The following is a 26,794-nucleotide window of genomic DNA, read 5'->3' as shown; positions in this document are numbered from 1 at the left end:
CGAGCAGCGCACGGCGGGGCGGCGCACGGCGGGGCGGCGCACGGCGGGGTGGGCTTGCCTCTGACGTATGGGTCAGGGGTTAGCGTCTCGGCGCCCTGTCACCCGGTCGAATCCGTCAGAGGAGCGTTAGATGTCCGATCTGCCGTCCGTTTCCCGTGAAGTGCGTCTCGTGACCGTCCCCTCCGGGTTGCCGCGGCCCGAGGACCTTGCCGTCGTGGAGGCGCCGCTGCCGGCCCCCGGCCCCGGCGAGGTCGTGCTGCGGAACCGGTTCTTCACCGTGTTCGCGTCCCTGCGCACTCTGCTCGGAGGCGGCGTGGAGGGAGCGCCGTTCCCTCCGGTCCGCCCCGGGGACGCTTTGTTCGGTCCGGCGATCGGTGAGGTGGTCACCGCGCCGGACTCCGGCGAACTGCGCGTCGGCGACCTGGTCTCCCACTGGTGGGGCTGGCGCGAGTACGCGGTCGTGCGAGTGGCCGACTGCTCGCCCCTCGCCGGTGCGCTGCCCGATCCGGTCATGAATCTGTCGCAGGGCCGGACCGTGTACGGGGCGCTGACGCGCGGTGCCAGGCTGCGGCCGGGTGACACCGTCTTCGTCTCCGGCGGCGCCGGGGCCGTCGGCTCCCTGGCCGGGCCGATCGCCCGGCTGCTGGGCGCCGGACGGGTGATCGGTAGCACCGGATCCCCGGACAAGGCGAAGCGGATGGTCGCCGAACTGGGCTACGACGCGGTGGTCGTGCGCGGGGAGGGCGCCCTCGTCGGGCAACTGGCCGCGGCGGCCCCCGACGGCATCGACGTCCTCTTCGACAACGTCGGCGGTGAGGACCTGCGGGCCTCCGTGGCGACGGCGCGGGCGGGAGCGCGGTTCGTCCTGGTCGGCGCGCTGTCGGGGCAACTGGCCGTGGACGGCACCGGCGCCACGGCACCGGTGGAGCTCGACTCCTACCAGCTCGTCCTCAAGCAGATCACGATGCTCGGGTACAGCGCCGGAAACGATCCGGACGTTCAGGCCGAGTGGACCGACCGGTTCGCCGGCTGGGCGCGGTCCGGCGCCATCGGCTTCCCGTACGTCCGCGTCGACGGCATCGATGAGGCGCCCAGGGCGTTGCACGAGTTGATGATCGGACGGCACCTCGGCACCGTCGTGGTTGCCTTGTGACCCCGGAGGACGAATGCGGATCGGCGACGCGGCGGCAGCGGCCGGGACGACACCCCGCGCCTTGCGCTTCTACGAGCAGAACGGCCTGCTGCCGCCTCCTCGGCGGACGGCCACGGGGCAGCGCGAGTACACCGAGCGAGAGGTCGCGCGGGTCCGCGTCATCCGTGGCCTGCTGGCGCTGGGGTTGAGCGTCGCGGACCTGCGCGAATGCCGGGACCGTCTGGACCTGCTGGACGGCGACGCGCTCCCGCCGTACGGAGGGCCGGGAGCGTGCGCGCGGCCCAGCGGCGTCGCGGACCGGCGGCTCGCCGCCCTGGACGACGAGATCGCCCGCCTGACGCGGCTCCGGGACCGTCTCGCGGCCCGGATCGACACGCGCACCCCGCCGGTGCGGACCGGGCCGTGACCGGCGGGCGGTCCCCCGCGACGTAAGGCGGTCCGAACTGGCGACCCCGTACGGCGCGGGCAGTGCCATGGGCGCTGCGGTCCGAACCGGCGGCGCCGTACGCGCCTCAGTCCGAGCCGGCGCCCCGTACGGCGTGGGCGGTGCCGTGCGCGCCGGGTCAGTCGCCCTCGCCGACACGGAGCGTGCCGTGCACCGATCCGGTGTCACGGTCCTCCCACAGCATGGTGCCGAGGGAACGCAGCATGGAGACGGCGGCCGTGTTCGAGACGTGCGTCTCGGCGATGATCGCGCTGGCCCCGTGCGCACGAGCCTCGTCGATCAGCAGGCAGATCGCCTCCCTGCTGTAGCCCTTACCGCGGGCCGAGCGGGCGAGCCAGACGTGCGCCTGGACCGCGCCCGGCGCCTCGGCGTGCGTGAAGCGCGCGCCGCCGACGAGCCGGCCGTCCACGAGCACCGCGTAGGCCGCCCCACCCGCCGGCCGGTGGAACTCGGCGAAGGCGGCGCGGCGCGCGTCGGTCCACCCGGGCGCCCCGGGTTCACCGGGCATGACCTCGTGCGGGTCGGCGTCGGCGACCGCGAGCTCGAGCAACCTCGGCAACAGGTTGTCGTCGACCGGTTGCAGTGTGACAGTGCTCATATCCGCAGACTGCCAGGTCGGCGCGACGGTGGCGGGGAGGCACGGCCCGGGAGAGGTCACTTCCGCCGGCACCCCGCCCGGTAAGGCGCACTTCCGCCGGCGCCGGGACCGGACGGCCGTCACTTCCGCCAGATGAGGACCAGCGCGCAGTCGTCGTCGCGGGCGGCGGCCATCTCGGTGACGAGCTCGGTCGCGCCCTCGCGGAACCCGCTGGGGACCAGGCGCTCGACCGCCCCGAGCAGCCGGTCGATGCCGGCGTCGAGATCACGGCCGGGCGCCTCCACCAGGCCGTCGGTGTACAGCAGCAGCGCGTCGCCCGGACGGAGCCGGCCGCGCTCCGGCTCGGCGCTCATCTCGGGGACGACGCCGAGCACGATGCCTTTGGCCGAGCTGACCCGCCAGGTGCCGCTGCCCGCGTCGAACTGCACGGCGGGCGGGTGGCCCGCCGACTCGACGACGTACTCACCGGTCCGCAGGTCGATGGTGAGGTGCACCGCGGTGACGAACCCCTCGTCCCACCGCTGCCGGTGCAGGTAGGCGTTGCAGGCGGACAGGAAGCGGTCGGGCTCGATGGATCCGAGCAGCCCGCCGAACGCGCCGGAGAGCATCAACGCGCGCGTGCCGGCGTCGACGCCCTTACCGGACACGTCGACCAGGGCGACCTCGAGCGTGTCGTCGCGGCAGACCGAGACGAAGAAGTCGCCGCCGAAGGACGAGCCGCCGGCCTGGAGCAGGACCACCTTGGAGTCCCAGCCGCTCGGCAGTGCGGGCATCTCGCCGTGGCGGCGCAGCCGGTCGCGCAGCTCCAGCAGCATCAGCTCGCCGCGCAGGCCCTTGACCCCGATCTGCTCCCGGCTGCGGGCGAGCGTCGTCGCGAGGACCGCCGTGACGAGGATGGTCCCGACGACGCCGGGGCCGACCCGGGAGAATCCCATGGCGATCGCGTCGTACAGCAGGGCGGCGGCGACCACGCCGAGGAGCACCCCGAGGCTTCGGACGCGCAGGAGGAGGCCGCCGGCCAGCACGGTCAGGACGACGGCGCTGGGCGAGAACCAGGTCTGTGAGGCCGGCGCGGAGATCCCGATCACGACGGTGACGGTGACGAGCGCGGCGAGCGCGTTGCGATCCTGCGTGAGCTGGCCGCGCTGGAGCCACTGGTACAGCCGCACGAGGACCGGGATCCGGCGCAGGAACGCGCGGACCCTCGGCGGCAGGAGCTGGACCAGGCGGCTAAGCATGATGCGGGCACTGTATCGAGCATCGCATGATCCGTGCTGAGGCACGGTGGACAGGATTTGCCTCTCGGCCGTCCGAAACACCGGTGGATCACGCGACCGGCGCGCCGCCTCGGCCGCCGGAGAACGGGTGTGCCGCCGCGTGTGTGTTTTCCGGCGGCCCATCGAGGGGAGACCTAACGGATCATCGGATCTTTCGGAGGTGACGGATGGGACAGGCCATGCGTGTCACGGTCGGCGCGGCGATGCGGGCCCGCGACGTCTCACGCGACCGTTCGGAGGACGAGGCGCCGAAACTCTCAGCCGCTCCCCCGCAGCCCGCCAAGCCCCGCCGGGGAGAGAAACGGCGACTGGCGAAGCGCCGCGCCGCCACACAACTCTGATCCGCGGCCGTCCCCCGAGGCCGCCCCGGCCGGACCGGGCCGCCCCAACCGGACCGGACCGCCCAGCGGGACCAGGCACCCCAGCCGGACCGGACGCTGCGTCTTCCCGCGGGTTCGGCCCTTCCGCACCGCGGGTCGGGCCGTTCCCGCCTCCTACGTCTCGCTCCACGCCGGTCGGCCTTCTTGACGGCCCGCGCGACCCGCGCCGAGCCGGCCGGCCCTCCGACCTGATCCAGGCCGCTCGCGCCGACCTGGCGCCGCGCCCCGGGTCCGCCGCCGGAGTCAGTCCGACAGGCGGGGGAGCTCGCCCGTCTCCTCGTAGGCCGTCAGCATGGCGATGCGCCGTACGTGGCGCTGCTCGCCGGAGAACGGCGTGTCGAGGAAGATCTCCACGAACCGGGTGGCCTCGTCCGTGGTGTGCATGCGCGCACCGACGCTGATGATGTTCGCGTCGTTGTGCTCGCGGCCGAGCCGGGCGGTCTCCTCGCTCCAGGCCAGTGCGGCGCGTACGCCGGGGACCTTGTTGGCGGCGATCGCCTCGCCGTTGCCGGAGCCGCCGATGACGACGCCGAGCGATCCGGGCTCCGCGGCGGTACGGGCGGCCGCGTCCATGACGAACGGCGGATAGTCGTCTTGGGGGTCGTACTCCTTGGGACCACAGTCGACCGGCTCGTGCCCCTGCTCGGTGAGCCATCCGATCAAGTGCTGCTTGAGTTCGTAGCCCGCGTGGTCGGAACCGAGATAGACGCGCATGCGGCAAAGTCTGTCAGGTCGCCGCCTCCCGCCGTACGTCCGGGGGCTCGACGCCGTACGTCCGGGGGCTCGGCGCGGGACCGTACGGAGGACGCGGGCCGTCAGGACGGGTCGGAACCGGGCTCGCGCCGCCACGGCTCCGGGTCGAGGGTGCGGTCCTCCGACCTGCCCGGCGCGGGTCGCTCGGGCGGTTCCGCGCCCCTTCCCTGCTCCGGCGGCGCGGGCCGGCCGGGGGTCGCGGACGGGTCCGTGGAAGGGCCGGGCTCCGGCGGCGGGCGGGTCGGCCGTCGTCCACCAGGGGTCCTGTCCCGGAGGTCGCCCCGGGGCGTACGGGGGCGGAGGAGGGGCCTGGGCCGGTCCGGCGTCCGGTGGGAGCGGACGCGCCGTGGGGGGCGGGGTGGCCGGGACCTCGCCGAACCCCGGGTAGGGCGCGGGCGGCGGGAAGGCGCCCCGGCCCGGTTGCGGCGGGGCGTACGGAGCGGACGGGCCCCCTGGCGGCGCGGGCGTGCGCCGGCCCAGGTTCAGGCCGATGAGGACGCCCAGGCCGGTGAGCCAGCCGAGAAAGAGTCCGTAGCCCAGGCCGGCGGTCAGGTTCGACCAGGTGAACTGCCAGGCCACGGTGCCGGGCAGTGGCTCGGAGGCGTTGAACAGCACGCCGCGGATCAGGCCGGCGAGTGCGCCGGCGACGATGGTCGCCCACCAGCCGCAGACGATCGCCCCGAACGCGCCGCCCCGGGCCTCCCCGCCGGCGCCCGCCGGGACGGGCGCCCACCCCGGCCCGCCGACGCGCGGGGCGAAGGAGCGGACCGCCGGAACGATCAGCAGCGCGGTGACCACCACCAGGACGAGCGTGCCCACGTCGGCCGGCAGCAGGGTGGCGGCCCGCAGCGGGCTGACGCGCCAGCTTGGGAACGTCAGGAACCGCACGACGGGCCCGATCTTCTCGTTCGTGAAGCCGTCGTGCCGGAGGATCGCGTCGGCAACCCACTGGTTGCCCAGGAGGACGGCGACCACGAGGACCGCGCCGACGCCGCCGATGACCGCCCCGATCACCCGAGATCGCATGGCGGGACACTAACCCGCCGCGGAATCCGCCGGAAGACCCTTCAGAATTGCAGCGACTTGACCTCCAGGAACTCCTCCAGCCCGTACCGGCCGAGCTCGCGCCCGAGGCCGGATCGCTTGTAACCGCCGAACGGCGCCGAGGGGTTGAAACGGCCTCCGTTGATCTCGATCTGACCCGCCTTGATCCGGCGCGCGACCGCGACGGCGTGGTCGCGGTCCGCCGACCAGACCGCCGCCGCGAGACCGTACGCGGTGTCGTTGGCGATGCGCACGGCGTCGTCCTCGGAGTCGTAGGCGAGGATCGACAGGACGGGCCCGAAGATCTCCTCGCGGGCGATCGTCATCGACGGCGTGACGTCCGCGAAGACGGTGGGCGGCACGTGGTAGCCGGGGCGGAGCGAGGTCTCCGCGCCGCCGGTCACCAGGCGCGCGCCCTCTTCCACGCCCTTCTCGATGTAGTCGCGGACGCGGTCGAGCTGGGCGCGGGAGGCGAGCGGGCCGAGCCGGGTGCCCTCGTCGAACGGGTCGCCGGGGGTGTAACGCTCCGCCGCCTTGGCCGCGAGCGCCACCGCCTCGTCGTACAGGGCGCGGGGCACCAGCATGCGGGTGAGGGCGTTGCACGTCTGCCCGGAGTTGACGAACGCCTTGGCCACGCCCACTTTGACGGCCAGGGGAAGGTCCGCGTCCGGGAGGATGAGGTTCGGCGACTTGCCGCCCAGTTCGAGCGCGACGCGTTTGACGGACGCGGCTGCCAACTCGGCGACGCGCCGCCCGGCCCGCGTGGAGCCGGTGAAGGACACCATGTCGACGTCCTCGTGGGCCGCGATGGCCTCGCCGACGACCGGGCCGGTGCCCGCGACGAGGTTGAAGACGCCGGGCGGGAGGCCGGCCTCGTCGATGATGTCGGCGAGCGCGTACGCGGCGAGCGGCGCGACCTCACTGGGCTTCAGGACGATCGTGCAGCCGGCCGCGAGGGCGGGGCCGACCTTGGCGACCACCTGGTGCAGCGGGTAGTTCCACGGCGTGATCGCGCCCACGACGCCGACCGGCTCGCGGACGATCACCGAGTTGCCGCAGCGCTCCCCCGCGAAGTCGTACGTCTCCAGGAGGTCCACGACGTCGGCCAGCACCGCGATCGGCGTACCGACGTGCACCTTCTGCGCCAGCGCGTACGGCGCGCCCAGGTCGGTCGCGATGATCCTCGCGAGGTCGTCCTGGCGAGCCTCCAGACCGGCCAGGATCGCCCGGAGGTACGCGGCGCGGTCCTCCGGCGTCGTCGCCTCCCAGTCCGCCTGAGCCCGGCGCGCCTGGGCCACCGCCCGGTCGGCGTCCGCCGCCGTGCCCGCCGGTATCCGGTCGATGACCTGCTCATTCGCGGGGTTGATGACGTCGATCGTCGCCGTGGCCGTCGAGTCCGCCCACGCCCCGCCCACATAGATCACATCGCGCATGTCCTCCATCCTTCCCCCGGTCGCCGAGCGCCGACCAACCGTCCAGGTGAGGGATATGGGTCCCCGTCCGAAGCCCGGCCGACGGGGTCGTGGCGGCCCCGCCGGCATACGAACGGCTGTTGCAAGTGTTTTGCAATAGGGATTGAATGGCGGAAAGGGGGCGCCTTCCCGCGCTCACGACCGGCACGAGGAGGACGGATGACGACGGTGCGGTCCACGACACGTACCCGGCTGGGCCGGGCGGAGTGGGGACGCCTCGCCGGGATGGCCGGCTTCGTGGCGCTGTTGCACGTCGTCGGCTGGGGGATCCTGCTGCTCCTCGTGGTGCCCGGGCACTACCACCTCGGCAACGGCAAGCTGTTCGGCGTCGGGATCGCGCTGACCGCGTACGCCCTCGGCATGCGGCACGCGTTCGACGCGGACCACCTCGCCGCGATCGACAACACCACCCGCAAGCTGATGTCCGACGGCCAGCGCCCCGTCTCGGTCGGGTTCTGGTTCTCGCTCGGGCACTCCTCGGTCGTGTTCACCGCCTGCGTGCTGCTCGGCTTCGGCATCAAGGCGCTGTCCAACGGGATCTCCGACGAGGGCTCCGGACTGCACCAGATCACCGGCACGATCGGCCCGACCGTGTCCGGCACCTTCCTCGCCATCATCGCGATCATCAACCTGGTGATCCTCATGGGGATCATCAAGGTGTTCCGCGAGATGCGCGCGGGTGTCTACGACGAGGCGGCGCTGGAGGAGCAGCTCAACAACCGCGGCTTCATGAACCGCATCCTGGGCCGCTTCACCAGGGCGATCACCAAGCCGTGGCAGATGTACCCGCTCGGCTTCCTGTTCGGGCTGGGCTTCGACACCGCCACGGAGGTCGGCCTGCTGGCCCTCGCCGGCTCCGCCGCCGCCGCGAGCTCTCTTCCCTGGTACGCCGTGCTGTGCCTGCCGATCATCTTCGCGGCCGGCATGTCGCTGTGGGACAGCATCGACGGCACGTTCATGAACTTCGCGTACGGCTGGGCGTTCTCCAACCCGGTCCGCAAGATCTTCTACAACATCGTCCTGACCGGCGTCTCGGTGGCCTTCGCGTTCGTGATCGGCGGCACCGAGCTCCTGCAGGTCGCCCAGGACCGGTTCGGGCTGCACGGGGGCTTCTGGGACTGGGTCTCCGGCCTGGACCTCAACACGGCCGGTTTCGTGGTCACGGGCCTGCTCCTGGTGGTCTGGGCGGGAGCGCTGGCGGTGTGGAAGTTCGGCCGGATCGAGCAGCGGTGGTCGGCCGCCCTCCAGGACTCCGACGCCTGAGCGGGTCTACGCTCGGCGCGTGAGTATGCCGGAGTCGCAACAGCCCCAGCCGCTTCCCGACAGCGCCAGGTCCCGCCTCGCCGCCGCGTCTCAGGGCCGGCCGTGCTTCACCTCCGACCTGTCGGTGAACGAGTTCGTGCTCACCACGCAGGCCGGGTTCGAGCCGCTCGGCCTGGTGATGGGGACGTGCATCTACCACATCGGCACGCAGCCGACCCGGTGGAAGGTGAGCCAGGAGCTCTCGGTCCTGACCCAGGCCATGTACAACGCGCGCGAGCTGGCCATGGCCCGCATGGAGTCGGAGGCGGACGCGCTCGGCGCCGACGGCGTGATCGGCGTCGAGATCCGGTCCCGCCAATACGCGTTGTCCTCCGACGTCATGGAGTTCGTGGCGGTGGGCACGGCCATCCGGGGCGACCCGGCGCTGCGCACGCCCGCGGGCCGGCCCTTCACGTCGCACCTCTCCGGGCAGGACTTCTGGACGCTGATCCAGCACGGCTGGGCGCCGCGCGCGATGGTGCTGGGCACGTGCGTCTACCACGTCGCCCACCTGTCGTTCCGACAGGTCCTCCAGAACGCCGGGCAGAACACCGAACTCGACACCTACACGCAGGCGGTGTACGACGCCCGGGAGATCGCCATGTCCCGGTTGCAGTACGAATGCCAGCAGGTGGGAGCGGACGGCGTGGTCGGCGTCTCGGTGTCGGAGGACGACTGGATCTGGGGCGAGCACGCGGTGGAGTTCTTCTGCATGGGCACCGCCGTCAGCCGGTTCCAACCCGACGTCCGCCCGGTGAACCCGACGATGACCATGCCGCTCACCGACTGAGCCCCACCGGCTGGGCGCCGCCCGATGATCGTCCCCCCGGCCCCGCCGGCCGGAGTGGACGATCATCGGGGCGCCGCTCAGTCGAAGATCGGGTCGCGGGTGCGGCTGCGCTTGAGCTCGAAGAAGCCGTCGGTGCCCGCGACGAGGCGGACGCCGTCCCAGAGTTCGGCCGCGGCCTCGCCGCGCGGGATCGGCGACACGACGGGGCCGAAGAACGACGCGCCCTCCACCGAGATCACGGGCGTGCCGACCTCGTAGCCGACCCGGTCCATGCCGTCGGCGTGCGAGGCGCGCAGGGCCTCGTCGTACTCGTCGGTGTCGGCGGCGGACGCCAGGGCGCGGTCGAGACCGGCCGCCTCGAGGGCGTCCTCGATGACCTGGCCGACGTCCTTCCGCTGCTCGTTGTGGAAGCGGGTGCCGAGCTCGGTGTAGAGCTTGCCCAGCACCTCGGCGCCGTACTTCTTCTCCGCCGCGATGCACACGCGGACCGGCCCCCACGCCGTCTTCATGAACTCGACGTACTGCTCCGGCAGGTCGCGCCCCTCGTTGAGCACGGCCAGGCTCATGACGTGCCACCGGACGTCGATCGGCCGCAGCCGCTCGACCTCGAGGATCCACCGCGAGGTCATCCAGGCCCACGGGCACCTCGGGTCGAACCAGAAATCCACCGGCGTGCGCTCGGTGTCGGTCACCGCAACCTCCCACAATGCATCGGCGCGTCCTCCCGGACCGCCGTCGAATCGCCGGGGATCTCACGCCGAGATCACCGGCCCGTCTGCCGGGCTCCGGCGTCACCGCGACACAGGGGCCCGTAACCGGCAACCGACGCGTTCCGGTCGGCATTCCGCGAAGAGTTCGCCCACATCCGGGGGCGTGATCGCCGTGTCAAGGTTAGATGGGTGCTGGGGCGGCCCGCCGTACGTGCGGCCACCCCTCGAGCCGTACCGTTGGAAAGACCACGACGTCGTGAAACGAGGCGAGGAGTTCACTTGGCTGGCAATCTGACGCGCGATGAGGCGCGGGAGCGCGCCCGGCTGCTGACCGTCGAGTCGTACGAGGTCGATCTCGACCTCACGACGGGAGCGGAGACGTTCGTCTCGGACACCACCATCAGGTTCGGCTGCGCCGAGCCCGGCGCGTCCAGTTTCGTCGACCTCCACGACGCGACGGTCCGCGAGATCACCCTCAACGGCAAGGCGCTGGACCCGGGATCGTACGACCCGGAGAAGGGCCGCCTCCCGCTGCCCGGCCTGGCCGCCGAGAACGAGCTGCGGGTGGTCTCCGACAACGCCTACTCCCGCACCGGTGAGGGACTCCACCGCTTCGTCGACCCGGTCGACCAGGAGGCGTACCTCTACACGCAGTTCGAGACCTGCGACGCGCACCGCATGTACACCTGCTTCGACCAGCCGGACCTGAAGGCGCGGTTCGAGCTGAGCGTGACCGCGCCCGAGCACTGGCAGGTCATCACCAACAACGCGCCCGACCGGGCCGAGGGCGGCCGCTGGCACTTCCCGGCGACACCCGGGATCTCCACCTACATCACCGCCCTGGTCGCCGGCCCGTACCACGTGGAGCGCGACGAGTACGTCGCCGACGGCCAGCGCATCCCGCTGGGCGCCTACTGCCGGGCCAGCCTCGCCGAGCACTTCGACGCCGACGCGATCTTCGAGGTCACCAAGCAGGGCTTCGACTTCTTCCGCGACGTCTTCGCCCGGCCGTACCCCTTCGACAAGTACGACCAGCTGTTCGTGCCGGAGTTCAACGCGGGCGCGATGGAGAACGCCGGCTGCGTCACGTTCCTGGAGGACTACGTCTTCCGGTCGCGGGTCACCGACGCCGCCTACGAGCGCCGCGCCGAGACGATCCTGCACGAGATGGCGCACATGTGGTTCGGCGACCTGGTCACCATGCGCTGGTGGGACGACCTGTGGCTGAACGAGTCGTTCGCGACGTACATGAGCGTGCTCTGCCAGTCCGAGGCCACCCGGTGGAAGGGCGCCTGGACGACCTTCGCCAACCTCTGGAAGGCCTGGGCGTACCGCCAGGACCAGCTCCCGTCCACCCACCCGATCTCCGCCGACATCCCCGACATCCGGGCGGTCGAGGTCAACTTCGACGGCATCACGTACGCCAAGGGCGCCAGCGTCCTGAAGCAGCTCGTCGCCTACGTCGGGCGCGACAACTTCATCAGCGGCGTCCGCGCCTACTTCGACCGGCACGCGTGGGGCAACACCTCGCTGTCCGACCTGCTCGACGCCCTCGAAGAGACCTCGGGCCGCGACCTCACCTCCTGGTCCAAGGAGTGGCTGGAGACGGCCGGCGTCAACACGCTGCGCCCGTCGTACGAGATCGACGACGAGGGCCGCTTCACGTCGTTCGCGGTGCTGCAGGAGGCGCCGGAGAACCACCCGACGCTGCGCTCGCACCGCGTCGCGATCGGCCTGTACGACCGGACCGACAAGGGCATCGTGCGCCGCCGGCGGGTCGAGCTCGACGTCGTGGGCGCCCGTACGGAGGTCGCCGAGCTGGTCGGCGAGAGCCGCCCGGACCTGGTGCTGGTCAACGACGACGACCTGACCTACGCCAAGGTCCGCCTCGACGAGCACTCGCTGCGCACGCTCGTCGCCGGGATCGGCGAGATCACCGAGGGCCTGCCGCGCGCGCTGTGCTGGTCGGCGGCCTGGGACATGTGCCGGGACGCCGAACTCGCCGCGCGCGACTACGTCCGGCTGGTGCTGTCCGGCATCCGCGGCGTCACCGACGTCTCGGTGGCCCAGACGCTGCTGCGGCAGGCCCGGCTGGCGACCTCGCAGTACGCCGACCCGGCGTGGCGGGACACCGGCTACCGCCTGCTGGCCGACGAGCTGCACACGCTGCTGACCGAGGCCGAGGCGGGCTCTGACTGGCAGCTCTCCTACACCCAGGCGTTCGTCTCGGTCGCCGCCTCCGACGAGCACATCGCGTACGTCCGCAGACTCCTCGACGGCTCCACGACGCTTGAGGGCCTGGTCGTCGACACGGACCTGCGCTGGTCGCTGCTGCGCCGTCTCGTCGTGCGCGGCGCGGCGGGCGAGGACGAGGTCGAGGCGGAGCTGCGCCGCGACCCGACCGCCGCGGGCGAGCGGCACGCGGCCGCCGGCCGCGCCGCGGTCCCGACCGCCGAGGCCAAGGCCGCGGCGTGGGAGCGCATCATCGGCGGGGAGCTGCCCAACGCGCTGTTCCGCGCCACGCTCGGCGGTCTCGTCGACACCGACGACGTCTCGCTGCTGGAGCCGTACGTCGAGAAGTACTTCGCCGAGGTCGGCCGCGTCTGGTCGTCCTGGTCCAGCGACATGGCCAGCACGTTCGCCGAGAGCGCCTACCCGTTCCTGGTGATCTCGCCGGCCACGATCGACCGCACCACGGCGTACATCGAGGCGGAGAACCCGCCGTCGGCCCTGCGCCGCCTCCTCGTCGAGGGGCGCGACGGCGTCGGCCGCGCGCTGCGGGCGCGGGAGAAGGACCGCCAGAGCGCCTGAGGCACGAGAAAAGCCCCGGCCGGTGCGGCCGGGGCTTTTCCCTTGGTGCGTGGTGGCCGCGCCTCCTCGGGTGGCGGTGGTGGGCCGTGCGTCCTCGGTCAGGCGCGGTAGGCGGCGGCCGACCGCTGGCGCTGCCGGGTGCCGAGGACGTGCTCGACCAGGGTGATGAGCACCTGCTTGACCGACTCCCGCTCCCGAGCGTCACAGGTGATCACCGGGATGTGCGGTTCGAGGTCGAGCGCGTGACGGACCGCCTCGATGTCGGGCTGGGCCGCGCCCTCGAAGCGGTTGAGCCCGACGATGAACGGCATGCCGCGGCGCTCGAAGAAGTCGATCGAGGAGAAGCAGTCGGCCAGCCGCCGGGTGTCGACGAGGACGACCGCGCCGATCGCGCCCACGGCAAGTTCGTCCCACATGAACCAGAACCGCTTCTGGCCCGGCGTTCCGAACACGTACAGGACCAGTCCGTCGCCGAGCGTGATACGACCGAAGTCCATCGCGACGGTCGTGGTGGTCTTCTGCTCCACGCCGGAGGTGTCGTCGACGCCGACGCTCTGGGAGGTGAGCATCTCCTCGGTGCGCAGCGTCTGGATCTCACTGACGGTGTTGACCATGGTGGTCTTGCCCGCCCCGAATCCGCCGGCGACCAGCACCTTGACGGAGAGCTGGGTTCCCATCTGCATTTTCAGTACCCGCTTTCACTGGAACGGGCGCCGGGGTGGAGACGCGAGGAGACGGCGTCCGCTTCCGGGGCCATGGCTGCGGCGAACCAGGGCAGCCAGTCGGAAGTGCCGGTCGATACGGCCCGCTGCGGCGTCACTTGCAAATCTCCTCTTCCCTGCCTTTTTGTGTGCCGGTACGTCGTCCGGCGTCCGCCGGCGCGTCGCCCGGCGTCTCATGCGCGCCACCCGGCTCGTCACCCTGACCGCCGTCGCGGCAGGCCAGACCACTTGATCGCTGCGGTGGCACGGAAACCGGACGATCGCCGTGTCAGCCGACATGATCCCACCGTGAGCGAACCAAGATCCATCAAATGGAGTACGGATTTGTAACTCGGCCCTAACCTTGCCACGGCACGCCCGATTCACCGGGTTTGTCACTCTGGTGCGTGAGATCGGCCGCTACGGGCGGCCGGCCAGGTCCCCACGGCATGGCAAAGTTAACGGGTGGAGACGGCACGGGAAGTACTCACGACACTCGCCAGGCGCTACGCCTTCGGGGATCTCGCCGCTCTGTGCGAGGCCGGGGCGGCGGGGCTGCGACCGGATGTCGCCGCCGAGGTCCGGCTGCTGTGCTCGTTCGGGCAGCGGCTGATCGACCTGGACGCGGAGGACTTCGGCGTGCCGGAGGTCACCGGCGACCCGGTCGTCGACGCCCACAAGGTGCCCGACCACCTGCTCTCCCGCGCCCGGGCCAGCAGGATGCCGCAGTCCGCCAAGGAGCGCACGCGCGGCGCGCTGCGGACCCTGCGCCCGGCGTACGGCCTGCTGCTCGAGGTGATCGAGGCGCGGTGGCGGCGGCGGGAGATGGCGGCCCTGGTCGCCGCCCTGCACATCTCCGCCGAGTACCTCCCGCTGCTGGCCTGGGAGCCGGTCCTCGGCCACGCCGGCGATCCGGCGCTGCTGCCCGCGGCGGTCGGCGGCACGGGCAGCAGGTTCGGCGTCATGCCGCAGCCGGGCCGGCCCCGCGAGTGCGATCTGACGCGCCCCGAGCAGTCCGCCGCCGAGCGCGCGCTGCGGGTGGCCGGTGAGCCCGGCCCCGGCTGGCGCGCGTACCTCGACCGCCAGCACAGCACGCTCGCCTCCGCCCTCGGCCGCTGCGCGGCGTCCTGCCGAACCCCCTGCGACGTGATCACGCGCCTGTCCCCCGACGTGCTGGAGTCCCTGACCGCCCGCTGCCGGCTGGCCGGCGAGTTCTCCGACGGCGCGCTCGTGCGCCTGCGCCACGCTGCGCCGGTCGGGCACGGTTTCGGGGTGCCGAGCCCGGAGGAGGTCGAGGAGGCGTGGGGGCGCACCCGCCGGTCGGTCGGCAAGCAGCCGCTCGGCCGCGCGGTCGCCGAGCCCAGCACCGTCTACTGCCTGCCCGGTCTGCCCGAGCTGTTCTCGGCGGCGGCCGGGTGCCCGATCCTGCCCGACACCCTGCTGCACGACGTCGCCGCGCGCATCGTCGACGTCCTCGACCGCTAGGGCCTGTCTCAAAGCCCCACTGTCCTACTGCGCGGCGCCCAGGCAGCGCCTCGCCGCGTTGTCGCCCCACCCCACGAAAACGCGCAGGGACGGCTTCGCCGACCTCCGCGTTTCCGCGGGGACCCCGGCAGGAGTCGCCAGCCAACACCGGGCTGCCTCCCTCCTCCGCCTTGCGAGGCACCACCTGGGACACCGCTCGCTACGGACGGGGACTTTGAGACAGGCCCTAGGACCTCTCGCGCGGCCCCTCGTCCGTGGTCCCGGCCGTGGAGCGTGATCCACCTTCCCCCTGGCATACGGGAACGATCGCGGCCGGCAGCCGGGGATGACGGGGCAGGTCGTCGAGGAGCACCGGGTCGCCGGTCGCGTCCGCGAGGGGGATCCGCCAGTTCGGGTACTCGTCCGTCGTGCCCGGCTGGTTCTGCGTGCGGCGCTCGCCGACCGCGTCCGCCAGTGACACGCCGAGCAGCCGCGCCGGCGTGCGCGCGAGGAAGGCGTGCAGCGCCGCCGTCATGTCCGCGGCGTCCAGGCCGAGCGCGGTCAGCAGTTCCTTCCACTCGCCCAGGAACCGGGCGAGCTCGCCGTACTCCTCGGCCGCCGGACGGGTGAGCAGGCCGAGGCGTTCCCGCAGTGCGATGTGGTCGCCGTTCAGGTAGCCCTCGATGGGCGGCATGTCGTGGGTGGCCACGGTGGCCAGGCAGAGCTCCCGCCACCGCTCCGGCGGCAGCGGCGCGCCCTTCTCGTCGCGTTCGAACCACGCCATCGACGTGCCGAAGACCCCGCGTTCGGCGAACACGTCCCTCATGTACTCCGCCACGGTGCCCAGGTCCTCGCCGATGACCACCGCGCCGGCCTCGTGCGCCTCGTACAGCAGCTCGCCGAGCAGGTCGCCGTAGGGGTAGGAGACGTACGTCCCCTCGGCGGGCGAGGCGCCCCGCGGCACCCACCACAGCCGGAAGACCTGCATGGCGTGGTCGAGCCGGAGCCCACCCGCGTGCCGCAGGACGTGCCGGAGCATCTCGCGGTACGGCGCGTAGCCCGCCGCCGCGAGCCGCTGCGGGTGCCAGGGCGGCTGGCCCCAGTCCTGGCCGCGCTGGTTGAACTCGTCCGGTGGCGCGCCCACGCTCATCCCCGGCGCGAACAGGTCCTGGTACGCCCACGCGTCCGCCCCGCCGGGGTCCACCCCGACGGCCAGGTCGTGCACGATCCCGAGGTCCATGCCGGCCTCGCGCGCGGCGTCCTGGACGGCGCCGAGCTGCTCGTCGAGCCACCACTGCAGCCGGCGGTGGAACTCCACGCGGTCGGCGCGCCGCTCGCGCTCGGCGGCGACCGCCGGGGAGCCGGGGTCGTGCAGCTCGGCCGGCCAGGACGGCCAGTGGGACCCGTGCTCCTCCGCCAGCGCGGACCAGGTCGCGAACGCGGTCAGCGCCTCGCCCTCGCGCGTGCGGAACGCGGCGTACGCCGCCGCGCGGTCCGGGGCGAGCGGCACCTCGGCCAGGAGTTCCAGCGCCGCCCGCTTGGCCGTCCAGGCCGCGTCGCGGTCGATCTCGTCGGCCGTCCGCGACCGGGCCCGCCGCGGCGCGGCGAGCTCCTCGATCCGGCGCCGCGTCTCCGGGCCGGCCGTGGCGTACTCCGGGACGTCCTCCGGCCGTAGGTACAGCGGGCTGGTGTAGCGGCGGCTCATCGGCAGGTACGGCGAGGGGCGCACCGGCGGCGCCGGCTCGCCCGCGTGCAGCGGGTTCACCAGGACGAAGCCCGCGTCCAGCTCGCGACCGCTCCAGGCCGCCAGCTCCCGCAGGTCGGCGAGGTCCCCCATGCCCCACGAGCGGCTCGACCGGACGGAGTACAGCTGGGCCATCAGGCCCCAGCCGCGCGCGCCGGGGTCCGGTGCCCGCGACGGCGCGACGAGCAGCGGCGCGACCTCCTCCCGCTCGCCGCGCCGGGCTCGTACCCGATGCCGGCCGAGGGGCGTCCCGGGCGGCAGCCGGTACGCCGCACGGAACCCGGCGGCCTCCGCCGAGGTGGCGGGCGGCCGCCCCGTCACCTCGGAGGGCGCCGACTCAGCGGGCACGAGGCGGAGCTCCTGGCCGGTCGCGAGCTCGACCCACACCTCGGCGTCGTCCGCCGCGAGCAGGTCCTCCCCGGCGAAGACGACGGCGGTGGGCGGGAGCAGCCGGGCACGGCGCTCCCGGTCGATCCGCTCCCGCTCCCGGCGTACGGCCTCCGGCGAGGAGACGTCCGCGCCCAGCGCGCCGAGCACCGCCTTGATCGTCTTTTCCGGGACGTCGGCGGGCCGGCCCCGCCAGTCCGTATAGGAGGTCTCGACGCCGTACGCGGCGGCCAGAGCGTTCAGGTCCTCGGTGCCCGCTGCCACGATGTCGTCTCCCACGGTGCCCCCGTCCTCGGTGCCGGTTCCTGCCACGTTGGCTACGATGCCCCGTCGATCAGTCCCAAATCGGGGGATGGCGATGTGCCCAAGGCCGGGCCTCCTCCAGTTGCGCCGACAGGGCGATCAGGGTGGCCTCGTCACCCATCCGGCCGGCGAGCATGACGCCGATGGGCAGGCCGCCGTCGGTCCAGTGCAGGGGGACGTTCACCGCGGGCTGGCCGGTGACGTTGTACACCGAGGTGAACGGCGTGAAGAGCGTCTGCCGTACGAAGTTCTCCTCGGGCCCGACCTCGTCGAAGTACCCGACGGGGACGGGCGGCAGCGCGAGGGTCGGCTGCAGGATCACGTCGTACTGGTCGAGACGCGGCAGCCCCGTCCGTACCGCCAGTTGCAGGGCCGCCTGGGCGCGCAAGAGCTGCGGCGCGGTGATCGCGTTGCCGCGCTCGCGCAGGTAACGGGTCAGCGGGCGCAGCCGCTCCTCCCGGTCGGGCGGGACCGGGGTCATCGTGGCCATGGACGCCCAGAGCACCTCGAAGTGGGGCATCAACTCCTCCTTCCACGGAGTGTCGATGTCCTCCACCTCATGGCCCAGCTCCGCCAGCAGTTCGCTCGCGGCCTCGTACGCGGCCAGGCAGTCGGGGTGCACCTGGGCGGCGGAAACCGGGGGGACCGCGGTCCGGCCGACGCGCAGCCGTCCCGGCGCCCGGTCGGCGGCCTCGAGGAAGGTCCCCTCCGGGGGCGCGGCGCGGTACATGTCGCCTGGGGCGTTCCCGGCCATGACGTCGAGGAGCAGGGCGGCGTCCCGGACGGTCCGCGTGATCGGGCCGCTGGTCGACAGGCCGACGAGGTCGGGGACGATGGGGCCCTGGCTGATGCGGCCGCGCGTCGGCTTGATCCCGAAGAGGCCGCACACGCTGGTCGGAATCCGGATGGACCCGCCGCCGTCGCTGCCGTGCGCGGCCGGCGCGAGGCCGGCGGCGACCGCGGCGGCGGCGCCGCCGCTGGACCCGCCGGCGGAGCGTTCGAGGTCCCACGGCGTGCGCGCGGGAGGCGCCACGTCGTTTTCGGTGTAACAGGGCAGTCCGAATTCTGGTGTATTGGTCTTCCCTAGGAGAATCGTCCCTGCCTGCCGCAGAAAAGCGACGACGTTGTCGTCGGTGAATGCGGTGAAGTCGGCAAAGGCCGCCGAGCCGAGGGTCGTCCGTACGTCCTTGACCATGTTGAGGTCCTTGACGGGGATCGGCACGCCGAGCAGCGGGGCCTCCTCACCCGCCATGACCGCCCGCTCCGCCGTCTTGGCCTGGTCACGCGCGAGGTCCGCGGTCACGGTGACGTAGGCGCCGACGCGGTCCGCGAGACGGTCGATGCGGTCGAGGTAGTGCTCGGCGATGTCGACGGGCGAGAGCTCCCGGCCGCGGATCGCGGCGGCCTGCTCCCGCACGCTGAGGTCATGAATATGCGTCACAAGTGAAAACGGTACGCCCACCGAAAGTTGCAGCAGAGCAGTGGGGGATGGGATTTATCTACCCTGGTAACATGCCACTGAACCGCGCATGAGCGGAGACAAAAGTATCAACCGGACACGACTATGCACCCGGCTCCGGCTCTGGTTACGCTTCGCACGGAAGATCATGTGTGCTGCAGTCAATCGAGCACGGAGTGTCGACATGGCCAGTGTGGAGCGAGGCGAGTCCACTCAGACGTCCACACGCGAGCACCCCGACGACGAACGTCCGTTCGAGCTGCCCGGCGAAGAAGGCTCGGCCGAACGTCCTGACGAGGGACGCCCGCCAAGGCGGCGGAGGGAGCAGGCGATCGGGGGGCGGATCAGCGATCCGCAGATCCAACGCTGGATGATCCGGGCCGGCGCGGCCGCCGTTCTGGGCCTGCTGTTCGCGATCATCTTCGAGATCCGGATCGGCCTGGCCGTGGCGGTGCTCACCGTGGTCGTCGATGTCGTACGGCGATCACGTCAGCACTCCAGCGTGGAGGCGTGGCGCAAGCCGTCGGTCGCGGAACGCCGGACCGAGCGGCAACTGCGGGGCATGGAGAAGGCCGGCTATCGCACCCTCCACGCCCGCGCGGTGCCCCGTGACGAGGAGGGCGTCAGCGACGGGCAGATCGACCACCTCGTGATCGGGCCGACCGGCGTGTACGCCGTCGACTCGGAGAAGTGGGACAAGCGGCTGCCCGTACGGGCGCTGTCGCACCGCAAGCTGTTCCTGGGGCCGTTCAACAAGAAGGAGCGCCTGGACGAGGCCCGCTGGGAGGCCGACCAGGCCAGCAAGCTGATCAGCGGAGAGCTCGGCTACGAGGTCCCGGTGCAGCCGTCGCTGGCCATCTACGGCCCGGCGATCTCCTGGAAGGTCCTGATGGTGCGCAACGTCGACGTCTACTCCGGCGGGCGGGCCCGCAACTACCTGCGTCGCCGGCCCAAGATCCTCACCGCGGTGGACATCGAGCGGATCTACAACGCCGCCGAGCGCGTGCTGCCCCCGAAGTACCCCGATCCCGACCAGGACTGACCTGACGCTCGACGCGCGAGCATCTCGGAAACTGAGACCACCGTCTCATCCGGGCCGCCGACCCCATACGATCGAATCCTGAGCACGGAATCGATGGGAGAGGCAGATGCCCCCGCTGAGGTCACGAACGGTCACGCACGGCAGGAACATGGCGGGAGCCAGGGCCCTTCTCCGGGCCACGGGCGTAGCGCGTGAGGACTTCGGCAAGCCCATCATCGCGGTCGCCAACAGCTTCACCGAGTTCGTCCCCGGCCACGTCCACCTGCGCGAGGTCGGCCAGGTCGTCGCCGCCGCGGTGAAGGAGGCGGGCGGGATCCCGCGCGAGTTCAACACGATCGCGGTCGACGACGGCATCGCGATGGGCCACGGCGGCATGCTCTACTCGCTGCCGTCCCGCGAGCTGATCGCCGACTCGGTCGAGTACATGGTCAACGCGCACTGCGCCGACGCGCTGATCTGCGTCTCGAACTGCGACAAGATCACGCCGGGCATGCTGATCGCGGCCATGCGGCTCAACATCCCGACCGTGTTCGTCTCCGGCGGGCCGATGGAGGCGGGCAAGCCGGTCGACGGCACGACCAAGCTCGACCTGATCGACCCGATGATCGCCGCCGCGGACGAGTCCGTCTCCGACGAGACGCTCGCCCAGATGGAGGAGAACGCCTGCCCGACCTGCGGGTCCTGCTCGGGCATGTTCACCGCCAACTCGATGAACTGCCTGACCGAGGCGATCGGTCTGTCCCTCCCCGGCAACGGCACGATCCTGGCCACGCACGCGGACCGCAAGAAGCTGTTCCAGGACGCCGGGCGCCGCGTCGTGGAGATCGCCAACCGGTACTACGCCGGGGACGACGAGTCCGTCCTCCCGCTGAACATCGCGACCCGCGACGCGTTCGAGAACGCCATGGCGCTCGACGTGGCGATGGGCGGCTCGACCAACACGATCCTGCACCTGCTCGCCGCGGCCCGGGAGGCCGGCGTCGACTTCGGCCTGAAGGAGATCGACGAGCTCTCCCGCCGCGTGCCCTGCATCTGCAAGGTCGCCCCGGCCACCGCCAAGTACCACATCGAGGACGTCCACCGGGCCGGCGGCATCCCCGCGATCCTCGGCGAGCTCGACCGGGCCGGGCTGCTCAACCGCACGGTCCACACGATCCACAGCGGGTCGCTGGGCGAGTTCCTCGACGCGCACGACGTCCGGTCCCCCGGCGTGCGGCCGGAGGCCGTGGAGCTGTTCCACGCCGCGCCGGGCGGGGTCCGCACGACGAAGCCGTACAGCCAGAACAACCGCTGGCAGGAGCTCGACCTCGACCGCGAGCAGGGCTGCATCCGCGACGCCGAGCACGCCTACACCAAGGACGGCGGGCTCGCCATGCTGTACGGCAACCTCGCCGTCGAGGGCGCGGTCGTCAAGACCGCCGGCGTCGAGGAGGCCCTGTGGACCTTCGAGGGCCCGGCGGTCGTCTTCGAGAGCCAGGAGGACGCGGTCGAGGGCATCCTCGGCAACCGCGTCAAGCCGGGCGACGTCGTCGTCATCCGCTACGAGGGCCCCAAGGGCGGCCCGGGCATGCAGGAGATGCTGTACCCGACGTCCTTCCTCAAGGGCCGCGGGCTCGGCAAGGCGTGCGCGCTGATCACCGACGGGCGCTTCTCCGGCGGCACCAGCGGCCTGTCCATCGGCCACGCCTCCCCGGAGGCCGCGGCCGGTGGTGACATCGCCCTGGTGGAGGACGGCGACAGGATCGTCATCGACATCCCGCGCCGCGAGCTCCGCCTCGACGTGCCCGCCGACGAGCTCCAGGCGCGCCGTGAGCGCCTCCTGAAGGAGCTGGGCTCCTTCCGGCCCCGCGACCGGCACCGCCCGGTCAGCGCCGCGCTCCAGGCGTACGCCGCGATGGCCACGTCGGCCTCCACCGGCGCCGCCCGCGACATCTCCCAGCTCGGCGGCTGACCCTCCGGGTCCGGTGGGCGTGCCACGCCCACCGGATCGATCCCCGTTCCTGCGAGAACGGCGCAGACGATGACGTCGTCCGAACCTCCGGTGAACCCGGCCCGCTCCGCGAGGCCGGGGCGTTCAGCCGCGGGTGGCGCCGACGAACTGCATAAGGCCGTACGTGCGCTGGCGGAGAGCGGTGAAGCCGCGGCCGCGCAGGGCGTTGCAGAGGTCGTCGGCGCCGAACATCCGGATGCCGGTCAGCCGCCCGAGGACGGAGCTGCCCGTGCCGATGACGGGCAGCTCCGGCTTCCGGGTCGTGAGGAACGCGGCCCGGCCGCCGGGCTTCAGCACGCGGGTGACGCCGTCGACGGCCGCCCACGGGTCGTCGAAGAGGTAGAGGCCGCCGAAGCAGCACACCGCGTCGAACACCTCGTCGCCGAACGGCAGGTCGGCCGCGTCGCCGCGGACGTACGCGACCTCGGCGGCGCCGTTCGCGCCCCGGGGGCTCGGCCGCACCGTGTCGGTCACGGCGCGGTCGAGCATGGTCGAGGAGGCGTCGACGCCCACGACGAGCCCGTGGCCCGTCATCCCGGCGGCCAGCGCCCGGGTGACGTTGCCCGGACCGCAGGCCACGTCGAGCACCGTGCCGTCCGGGATCGCGGCCAGGTCCAGCCAGTCCCGGGCGAGGGCGTACTCCTCCTCGATGTCCGGGCCGAGCGGGCCCTTGAACATCCCGAACAGCACCGGCCGCCACAGGTCCTCGTAGATCTTCGGGAGGAAGCCGGAGCGCATCAGGCGCTGCGCGATCGTGTCGTGCGGCCGGTCCTCCTCGCCGAGCAGGTCGAGGTAGCCGTGCGCCACGTCCGGCTCCGCGGGCGGCCGGTCCAGCAGCGGCAGGACGCGGTCGAAGGCGTTCGACCGGCCTCCCCCGCTCGCCTCACTCATGGCCGCGGAGCCTCCCCGTCCACCGTGAGCCCCGTGTGGGCGGCCATGAAGGACAGCGTGTCCACGCTGAGGTCGATCGAGCGGCTGACGGCGCGGGCGCCGTGCCCGACCTCGGCCTCGTTGCGCAGGAGGATGGGCCCGCCCGCCTCCGAGGTCGCGTGCTGCAGCGCCGCGCACATCTTGCGGGCGTGCAACGGGTCGACGCGCGTGTCGCTCTCGAACACCGTGAAGAGGGTGGCCGGGTAGGCGACGCCATCCCGCACGTGGTGGTACGGCGAGTAGGAGTACAGCCAGCCGAACTGCTCAGGGTCCTCGGCGGAGCCGTACTCGACGTTCCAGGTCTGGCCGAGGCCGAACCGCTCGTACCGCACCATGTCGAGCAGCGGCGCCGAGCAGACGGCGGCCGCGTACAGGTCCGGCCGCTGGGCGATCGCGGCGCCGACGAGCAGGCCGCCGTTGGACCCGCCGGAGACGGCCAGCCGGTCCGCCGTGGTCCACCCGTCGGCGATCAGCTTCTCGGCGGCGGCGTGGAAGTCGTCGAAGACGTTCTGCTTCTTGTCCAGCATCCCCGCGCGGTGCCACTCCTCGCCCTCCTCCGAGCCGCCGCGCAGGTTGGCGACGACGTAGACGCCGCCGGCCTCCACCCAGGCGAGCGTCCCGGCGGAGTAGGCGGGGGTCAGCGGGACGTTGAAGCCGCCGTAGCCGTACAGGATCGTCGGCCGGGGCTCGCCCGGCGCCGCGTCGGCGCGGGCGACGATGAGCATGCGGACCTCGGTGCCGTCCTTGGAGGTGTACGTCACCTGTCGCGCCTCGACGTCGGGGACGTCGACGGTGCCGGGCGGGGACGCCCAGAGCGTCGTCTCGCCCGTCGTGGCGTCGAAGTGGTAGACGGACGACGGCGTCGTGTGGTCGAGGTAGGTGAACCACGCCTCATGTCCGCCCTCGGGGCGTTCGACGATCCCGCCGATCGACCCGAGTCCGGGCACCGGGACCTCGCCGATCCGCTCCCCCGTCGCCAGGTCGTGGACGGTGATCTCACTGATCGCGTGGCGGGTCCACCCGGCGAGGAGGACCGGCCGGTCCAGGTCGTCGAGGATCGCGAAGTCGGTGAGGACCGCCTCGGCGTCCTCGGGGATCAGGTCGCGCCAGGTGTCGGGCGACACGTCGGCCGGGTCGGCGACGCAGAGCCGGCCGCGCGGGGCGTCCAGGTCGGTGAAGGCGTACGCGCGGCCGTCCCGCGCGACGTGCACGCCGGTCTCGGCGTCCACGCCCTCCTGGATCACCCGCAGCTCCGGGGCCTCCGGGTCGGAGGCGCTCAGGTCGGCGATCCACAGGTCGTTGCGCGGCGCGGTCCCCTGGGAGGAGGAGAGGGTCAGCCAGCGGCCGTCGCGGCTGACGCCGACGCCGTAGTAGTTGGTCTTCTCCCGCCCCGACCCGAAGATCATCACGTCGTCGGTCTCCGGGTCGGTCCCGACCCGGTGCAGGTAGACGCGGCGGTGGTACTGGTCCTCCCCCGCCGGGACCTGGTCGGCGGGGAGCCGGCGGACGTAGTAGTACGCCTCACCGCCCGGCAGCCAGGCGACCGGCGTGTAGCGGCACCGCTCGATCGGTCCCTCGACGGTCTCGCCGGTGGCGACGTCCATCACGTACAGCTTGGACTCCTCGTCGCCGCCGTGGGACAGCTGGTAGGCCAGCAGACGGCCCTCCTTGTCCGGCTGCCAGGAGTCCAGCGTCGTCGTGTGCGTCGGGTCGAGCGCCATCGGGTCGATCAGTGCCCGCTCCTCGCCGCCGGGGTCGACGGTGTAGAGGACGGCGTGCTCCTGCTCCGCGGTACGGCGCATGAAGAACCGGCGCTCGCCCCGCCACACCGGAGCGCCGACACTGCCGGCGCCGAGCAGCTCGCGCACCCGTGCCCGCAGCCGGTCCCGGCCGGGCAGGCCGTCGACCTCCTCGTGGAACAGCTCGTCCTGGGCCGTCAGCCACTTCTTGGTGTCGTCGGCGTTCGGATCCTCCAGCCACCGGTAGGGATCGGCGACGCGGTGACCGTGGATCTCCTCCACGATGTCCTGACGATGCGCGGACGGGTACTGCGGTCGGCTCATGAACCGCACTTTACGAGGTCGGCGGAGCGGCCCGTGCGTGGCGTGGCGGTTTCCCCCCGGTCGCCGCACCGAGAAAGATGTGGGGCGCGTCTTTCCACGTTGATCGGGGGGAACAATGGAAGACACGCACGGCCCGCACAGAGCGGCCTCGCGCGGCGGCGGGCACGCCCGCCGTACGGCGCTGGTCGCGGCGCCCGGGCTGGCCGCCGTCGGCCTCGCCGCCGCGGTCCTGGCCGCCGGGCCCGCGCACGCGCGCACGCCGCATCCGGCGGCGCAGCGGCACGCGAGGCAGGCGGCGCACCCGGGACACACGGCACCACCGTCCCCGTCGCCGTCGCACTCGGCTCAGCCGGCTCCGTCGCCGTCGCGTTCGGCCCAGCCGACGCACACGCCGTCCCAGCCGGCTCGGGAGGGATCACCGCGCTCTCGGGAGGCGCAGGGCGGGCACCGGGCGAAGGGCGCGGACCTGCACCTCGTGTTCGACCGGCCCGAGGCCGCGAAGGACTCCGGCGTCATCTGGCGCTGGACCGTCGTGAACGAGGGAGCCGGCACCGCCGACGACGTCGTCGCGACCCAGCAGGTCACGTCCGGCCACAAGATCCTCGGGCTGTCGAAGCCCTGCGCCTCGGACCACGAGACGGTCGTGTGCCGGTACGACACGATCGGCGCGGGCGACAAGCGCGCCGGCTGGATCAAGACCTCGGGCAGTCTCAAGGGCGGCCCGCTGCGCGTCGACGCGAAGATGACGTGGCGCGACCGGCGGACCGGCTCGGACGCGGGGGCCGAGGGGAACCACCACCCGGGCCACTGACCGGACCGGCTCGGGAACCCGCGCGGGGTACGCCCGTCACCCGGGCCGCCGACCGGCCCGAGCCGCCTCCCGGGCAGCGCTTCCAGCAGAAACCCCGATTTATGGGGTAGCGCGATCCGCATCTCAACAGCCACACTGATTGCAACTCGAGTATCACCCGTGAGGAGGTCCTCGTGGCGGGTGCGCTGGTGAGAACGATCGACGAGCCTCATGCCGAGGCGCGCTGGACCGTGGCCCGGGAGGCAGCCGGCGCCTGCGACGCGGAGGCCGTCTGATGAGACAGGTCCTGCTCCTCAACGCGACATACGAGCCCCTGACCACCCTCCCGATGCGGCGCGCCGTCTGTCTGGTCCTGCGGGAGAAGGCGGAGATCGTCCACCACGACGCTTCCGGAGCGCGGCTGCACTCGGCCTCCCTCGTCCTCGAGACACCGTCGGTGATCCGGCTGCTGCGCTACGTCCGCATCCCGTACCGACAACGCGTGCCGCTCACCCGGGCGGCGCTCATGCGGCGCGACAACTTCCGGTGCGCCTACTGCGGCCTTCGCGCGGAGACGATCGACCACGTCATCCCGCGCAGTCGTGGCGGCAAGCACATCTGGGAGAACTGCGTCGCCTCCTGCATGCCTTGCAACCATCGCAAGGCCGACAAACTACTTGAAGAGATCGGCTGGAAGCTGCACGTCGCCCCCGCTGTTCCACGCGGCGCGCACTGGCGGCTGATCGGCCTGATCAACGACGGCGACCCGCAGTGGGCGCCCTACGTCTCCGAACCCGCGGCCTGATCGCTCCGAGCGGCGGACGGGGCATGACGCACGGGCGGTGACGTCGTACGCTGTGGCGGTGCCACGTTACGACTACCGCTGCCGCGCCTGTGGCGCGACGTTCGAGGTGTCCCGCCCGATGGCCGAGGCCTCCGCCCCGGCCGCCTGCCCCGACGGCCACGACGACACGGTGAAGCTGCTGTCCACGGTGGCGGTCACCGGCGGCGCCACCGCGGCCCCGCCCACCGGCGGCGGCTGCTGCGGAGGCGGCTGCTGCGGCTGAGCCGAGCGCGGCGGCCGCCGCTGTACGGCGCCCGCCACGCGACCGGCCACGCTCACTCCCGAACGCCCCGATCCCGCTCGGCTCCCGCCGCCGGAGCGCGGCCGCCGCCGGCCCGGCGC

Annotated in this window: 21 protein-coding genes; 11 read left to right on the top strand and 10 right to left on the bottom strand. The window is 72.4% G+C overall.

Translation table 11 applies throughout. The features are described from left to right. The first annotated feature begins 130 nt into the window (after positions 1–130). Positions 131–1,153: an MDR family NADP-dependent oxidoreductase gene (locus ABD978_RS31495; protein WP_345362930.1), complete on the top strand. Its 1,023-nt coding sequence runs from the start codon at positions 131–133 to the stop codon at positions 1,151–1,153. Between the two features lie 13 nt (positions 1,154–1,166). Next, the gene (locus tag ABD978_RS31490) at positions 1,167–1,559 is read left to right on the top strand and encodes a MerR family transcriptional regulator (RefSeq protein WP_345362928.1); all 393 of its coding nucleotides are present in this window, start codon (positions 1,167–1,169) and stop codon (positions 1,557–1,559) included. Positions 1,560–1,716: 157 nt separating this feature from the next. On the opposite strand, the gene ABD978_RS31485 is transcribed toward ABD978_RS31490, so the two are convergent. The 4 genes from ABD978_RS31485 to ABD978_RS31470 form a co-directional block, all read right to left on the bottom strand. Continuing rightward, positions 1,717–2,196 (bottom strand): GNAT family N-acetyltransferase, encoded by a 480-nt coding sequence (locus ABD978_RS31485; RefSeq protein ID WP_345362926.1) that lies wholly within the window; start codon positions 2,194–2,196, stop codon positions 1,717–1,719. Positions 2,197–2,315: 119 nt separating this feature from the next. Then, entirely contained in the window at positions 2,316–3,434 is a 1,119-nt protein-coding gene (locus tag ABD978_RS31480; RefSeq protein ID WP_345362924.1) for a PP2C family protein-serine/threonine phosphatase, read from the bottom strand. A 662-nt stretch (positions 3,435–4,096) separates the two neighbouring features. Then, positions 4,097–4,567: a ribose-5-phosphate isomerase gene (locus tag ABD978_RS31475; RefSeq protein WP_345362977.1), complete on the bottom strand. Its 471-nt coding sequence runs from the start codon at positions 4,565–4,567 to the stop codon at positions 4,097–4,099. A 1,106-nt stretch (positions 4,568–5,673) separates the two neighbouring features. Continuing rightward, entirely contained in the window at positions 5,674–7,083 is a 1,410-nt protein-coding gene (locus ABD978_RS31470) for an aldehyde dehydrogenase family protein (RefSeq protein ID WP_345362923.1), read from the bottom strand. A 198-nt stretch (positions 7,084–7,281) separates the two neighbouring features. On the opposite strand from ABD978_RS31470, the gene nicT reads away from it, so the two are divergent. Together nicT and ABD978_RS31460 are read left to right on the top strand one after the other, a co-directional pair. Then, on the top strand, positions 7,282–8,385 hold the full coding sequence (nicT, locus tag ABD978_RS31465; protein ID WP_345362921.1) for a Nickel transporter NicT: 1,104 nt from the start codon (positions 7,282–7,284) through the stop codon (positions 8,383–8,385). Between the two features lie 25 nt (positions 8,386–8,410). Further along, a complete protein-coding gene (locus ABD978_RS31460; protein ID WP_345362975.1) occupies positions 8,411–9,214 on the top strand; it encodes a heavy metal-binding domain-containing protein in 804 nt (267 codons plus the stop codon). A gap of 77 nt (positions 9,215–9,291) precedes the next feature. On the opposite strand, the gene ABD978_RS31455 is transcribed toward ABD978_RS31460, so the two are convergent. Continuing rightward, the gene (locus ABD978_RS31455; RefSeq protein WP_345362920.1) at positions 9,292–9,906 is read right to left on the bottom strand and encodes a mycothiol-dependent nitroreductase Rv2466c family protein; all 615 of its coding nucleotides are present in this window, start codon (positions 9,904–9,906) and stop codon (positions 9,292–9,294) included. Between the two features lie 297 nt (positions 9,907–10,203). Between ABD978_RS31455 and pepN the strand changes: the two genes are divergently transcribed. Then, positions 10,204–12,735, top strand: a complete 2,532-nt coding sequence (gene pepN, locus ABD978_RS31450) for an aminopeptidase N (RefSeq protein ID WP_345362918.1) — start codon at positions 10,204–10,206, stop codon at positions 12,733–12,735. A gap of 98 nt (positions 12,736–12,833) precedes the next feature. On the opposite strand, the gene ABD978_RS31445 is transcribed toward pepN, so the two are convergent. Next, the gene (locus ABD978_RS31445; RefSeq protein ID WP_345362916.1) at positions 12,834–13,418 is read right to left on the bottom strand and encodes a GTP-binding protein; all 585 of its coding nucleotides are present in this window, start codon (positions 13,416–13,418) and stop codon (positions 12,834–12,836) included. A gap of 483 nt (positions 13,419–13,901) precedes the next feature. Here ABD978_RS31445 and ABD978_RS31440 point away from each other — a divergent pair, with 483 nt between their 5' ends. Further along, positions 13,902–14,921: a hypothetical protein gene (locus ABD978_RS31440; RefSeq protein ID WP_345362914.1), complete on the top strand. Its 1,020-nt coding sequence runs from the start codon at positions 13,902–13,904 to the stop codon at positions 14,919–14,921. Positions 14,922–15,147: 226 nt separating this feature from the next. Here the strand turns inward: ABD978_RS31440 and malQ are convergent, their stop codons facing one another. Together malQ and ABD978_RS31430 are read right to left on the bottom strand one after the other, a co-directional pair. Continuing rightward, positions 15,148–17,343, bottom strand: a complete 2,196-nt coding sequence (gene malQ, locus ABD978_RS31435; protein ID WP_345362912.1) for a 4-alpha-glucanotransferase — start codon at positions 17,341–17,343, stop codon at positions 15,148–15,150. 22 nt (positions 17,344–17,365) lie between these two features. Further along, the gene (locus ABD978_RS31430; protein ID WP_345362910.1) at positions 17,366–18,775 is read right to left on the bottom strand and encodes an amidase; all 1,410 of its coding nucleotides are present in this window, start codon (positions 18,773–18,775) and stop codon (positions 17,366–17,368) included. A 202-nt stretch (positions 18,776–18,977) separates the two neighbouring features. Here ABD978_RS31430 and ABD978_RS31425 point away from each other — a divergent pair, with 202 nt between their 5' ends. Then, the gene (locus tag ABD978_RS31425) at positions 18,978–19,835 is read left to right on the top strand and encodes a nuclease-related domain-containing protein (protein WP_345362908.1); all 858 of its coding nucleotides are present in this window, start codon (positions 18,978–18,980) and stop codon (positions 19,833–19,835) included. Between the two features lie 106 nt (positions 19,836–19,941). Continuing rightward, complete coding sequence (gene ilvD, locus ABD978_RS31420) at positions 19,942–21,786, top strand: dihydroxy-acid dehydratase (protein ID WP_345362906.1); 1,845 nt, start codon at positions 19,942–19,944, stop codon at positions 21,784–21,786. A gap of 123 nt (positions 21,787–21,909) precedes the next feature. Here the strand turns inward: ilvD and ABD978_RS31415 are convergent, their stop codons facing one another. Next, positions 21,910–22,716 carry a class I SAM-dependent methyltransferase gene (locus tag ABD978_RS31415; protein WP_345362904.1) on the bottom strand — a complete coding sequence of 269 codons (807 nt, stop codon included), beginning with the start codon at positions 22,714–22,716 and terminating at the stop codon, positions 21,910–21,912. After that, positions 22,713–24,818: a prolyl oligopeptidase family serine peptidase gene (locus tag ABD978_RS31410; protein WP_345362902.1), complete on the bottom strand. Its 2,106-nt coding sequence runs from the start codon at positions 24,816–24,818 to the stop codon at positions 22,713–22,715. The genes ABD978_RS31415 and ABD978_RS31410 overlap by 4 nt, the downstream gene beginning before the upstream one ends. 115 nt (positions 24,819–24,933) lie before the next feature. Between ABD978_RS31410 and ABD978_RS31405 the strand changes: the two genes are divergently transcribed. The 3 genes from ABD978_RS31405 to ABD978_RS31395 all read left to right on the top strand — a co-directional run bounded on the left by ABD978_RS31405 (position 24,934) and on the right by ABD978_RS31395 (position 26,675). After that, on the top strand, positions 24,934–25,629 hold the full coding sequence (locus ABD978_RS31405) for a hypothetical protein (RefSeq protein ID WP_345362900.1): 696 nt from the start codon (positions 24,934–24,936) through the stop codon (positions 25,627–25,629). Positions 25,630–25,903: 274 nt separating this feature from the next. Beyond that, positions 25,904–26,413, top strand: coding sequence for an HNH endonuclease (locus tag ABD978_RS31400; RefSeq protein WP_345362898.1), 510 nt, complete (start codon positions 25,904–25,906; stop codon positions 26,411–26,413). Positions 26,414–26,471: 58 nt separating this feature from the next. Continuing rightward, positions 26,472–26,675 (top strand): FmdB family zinc ribbon protein, encoded by a 204-nt coding sequence (locus ABD978_RS31395; RefSeq protein ID WP_345362896.1) that lies wholly within the window; start codon positions 26,472–26,474, stop codon positions 26,673–26,675. Positions 26,676–26,794 lie beyond the last annotated feature (119 nt).

Origin of the sequence: Actinoallomurus liliacearum (assembly GCF_039542035.1) — a bacterium.
Lineage (GTDB): Bacteria > Actinomycetota > Actinomycetes > Streptosporangiales > Streptosporangiaceae > Actinoallomurus > Actinoallomurus liliacearum.
The sequence above is the reverse complement of the archived record's forward strand: the minus strand, read 5'-3'. Positions and strand labels throughout refer to the sequence as shown.

Coding starts and splice junctions, on each gene's coding strand:
- ABD978_RS31495 (WP_345362930.1), top strand. CDS start 131: ATGTCCGATCTGCCGTCCGTTTCCCGTGAAGTGCGTCTCGTGACCGTC.
- ABD978_RS31490 (WP_345362928.1), top strand. CDS start 1,167: ATGCGGATCGGCGACGCGGCGGCAGCGGCCGGGACGACACCCCGCGCC.
- ABD978_RS31485 (WP_345362926.1), bottom strand. CDS start 2,196: ATGAGCACTGTCACACTGCAACCGGTCGACGACAACCTGTTGCCGAGG.
- ABD978_RS31480 (WP_345362924.1), bottom strand. CDS start 3,434: ATGCTTAGCCGCCTGGTCCAGCTCCTGCCGCCGAGGGTCCGCGCGTTC.
- ABD978_RS31475 (WP_345362977.1), bottom strand. CDS start 4,567: ATGCGCGTCTATCTCGGTTCCGACCACGCGGGCTACGAACTCAAGCAG.
- ABD978_RS31470 (WP_345362923.1), bottom strand. CDS start 7,083: ATGCGCGATGTGATCTATGTGGGCGGGGCGTGGGCGGACTCGACGGCC.
- nicT (WP_345362921.1), top strand. CDS start 7,282: ATGACGACGGTGCGGTCCACGACACGTACCCGGCTGGGCCGGGCGGAG.
- ABD978_RS31460 (WP_345362975.1), top strand. CDS start 8,411: ATGCCGGAGTCGCAACAGCCCCAGCCGCTTCCCGACAGCGCCAGGTCC.
- ABD978_RS31445 (WP_345362916.1), bottom strand. CDS start 13,418: ATGCAGATGGGAACCCAGCTCTCCGTCAAGGTGCTGGTCGCCGGCGGA.
- ABD978_RS31425 (WP_345362908.1), top strand. CDS start 18,978: ATGGCCAGTGTGGAGCGAGGCGAGTCCACTCAGACGTCCACACGCGAG.
- ilvD (WP_345362906.1), top strand. CDS start 19,942: ATGCCCCCGCTGAGGTCACGAACGGTCACGCACGGCAGGAACATGGCG.
- ABD978_RS31415 (WP_345362904.1), bottom strand. CDS start 22,716: ATGAGTGAGGCGAGCGGGGGAGGCCGGTCGAACGCCTTCGACCGCGTC.
- ABD978_RS31410 (WP_345362902.1), bottom strand. CDS start 24,818: ATGAGCCGACCGCAGTACCCGTCCGCGCATCGTCAGGACATCGTGGAG.
- ABD978_RS31405 (WP_345362900.1), top strand. CDS start 24,934: ATGGAAGACACGCACGGCCCGCACAGAGCGGCCTCGCGCGGCGGCGGG.
- ABD978_RS31400 (WP_345362898.1), top strand. CDS start 25,904: ATGAGACAGGTCCTGCTCCTCAACGCGACATACGAGCCCCTGACCACC.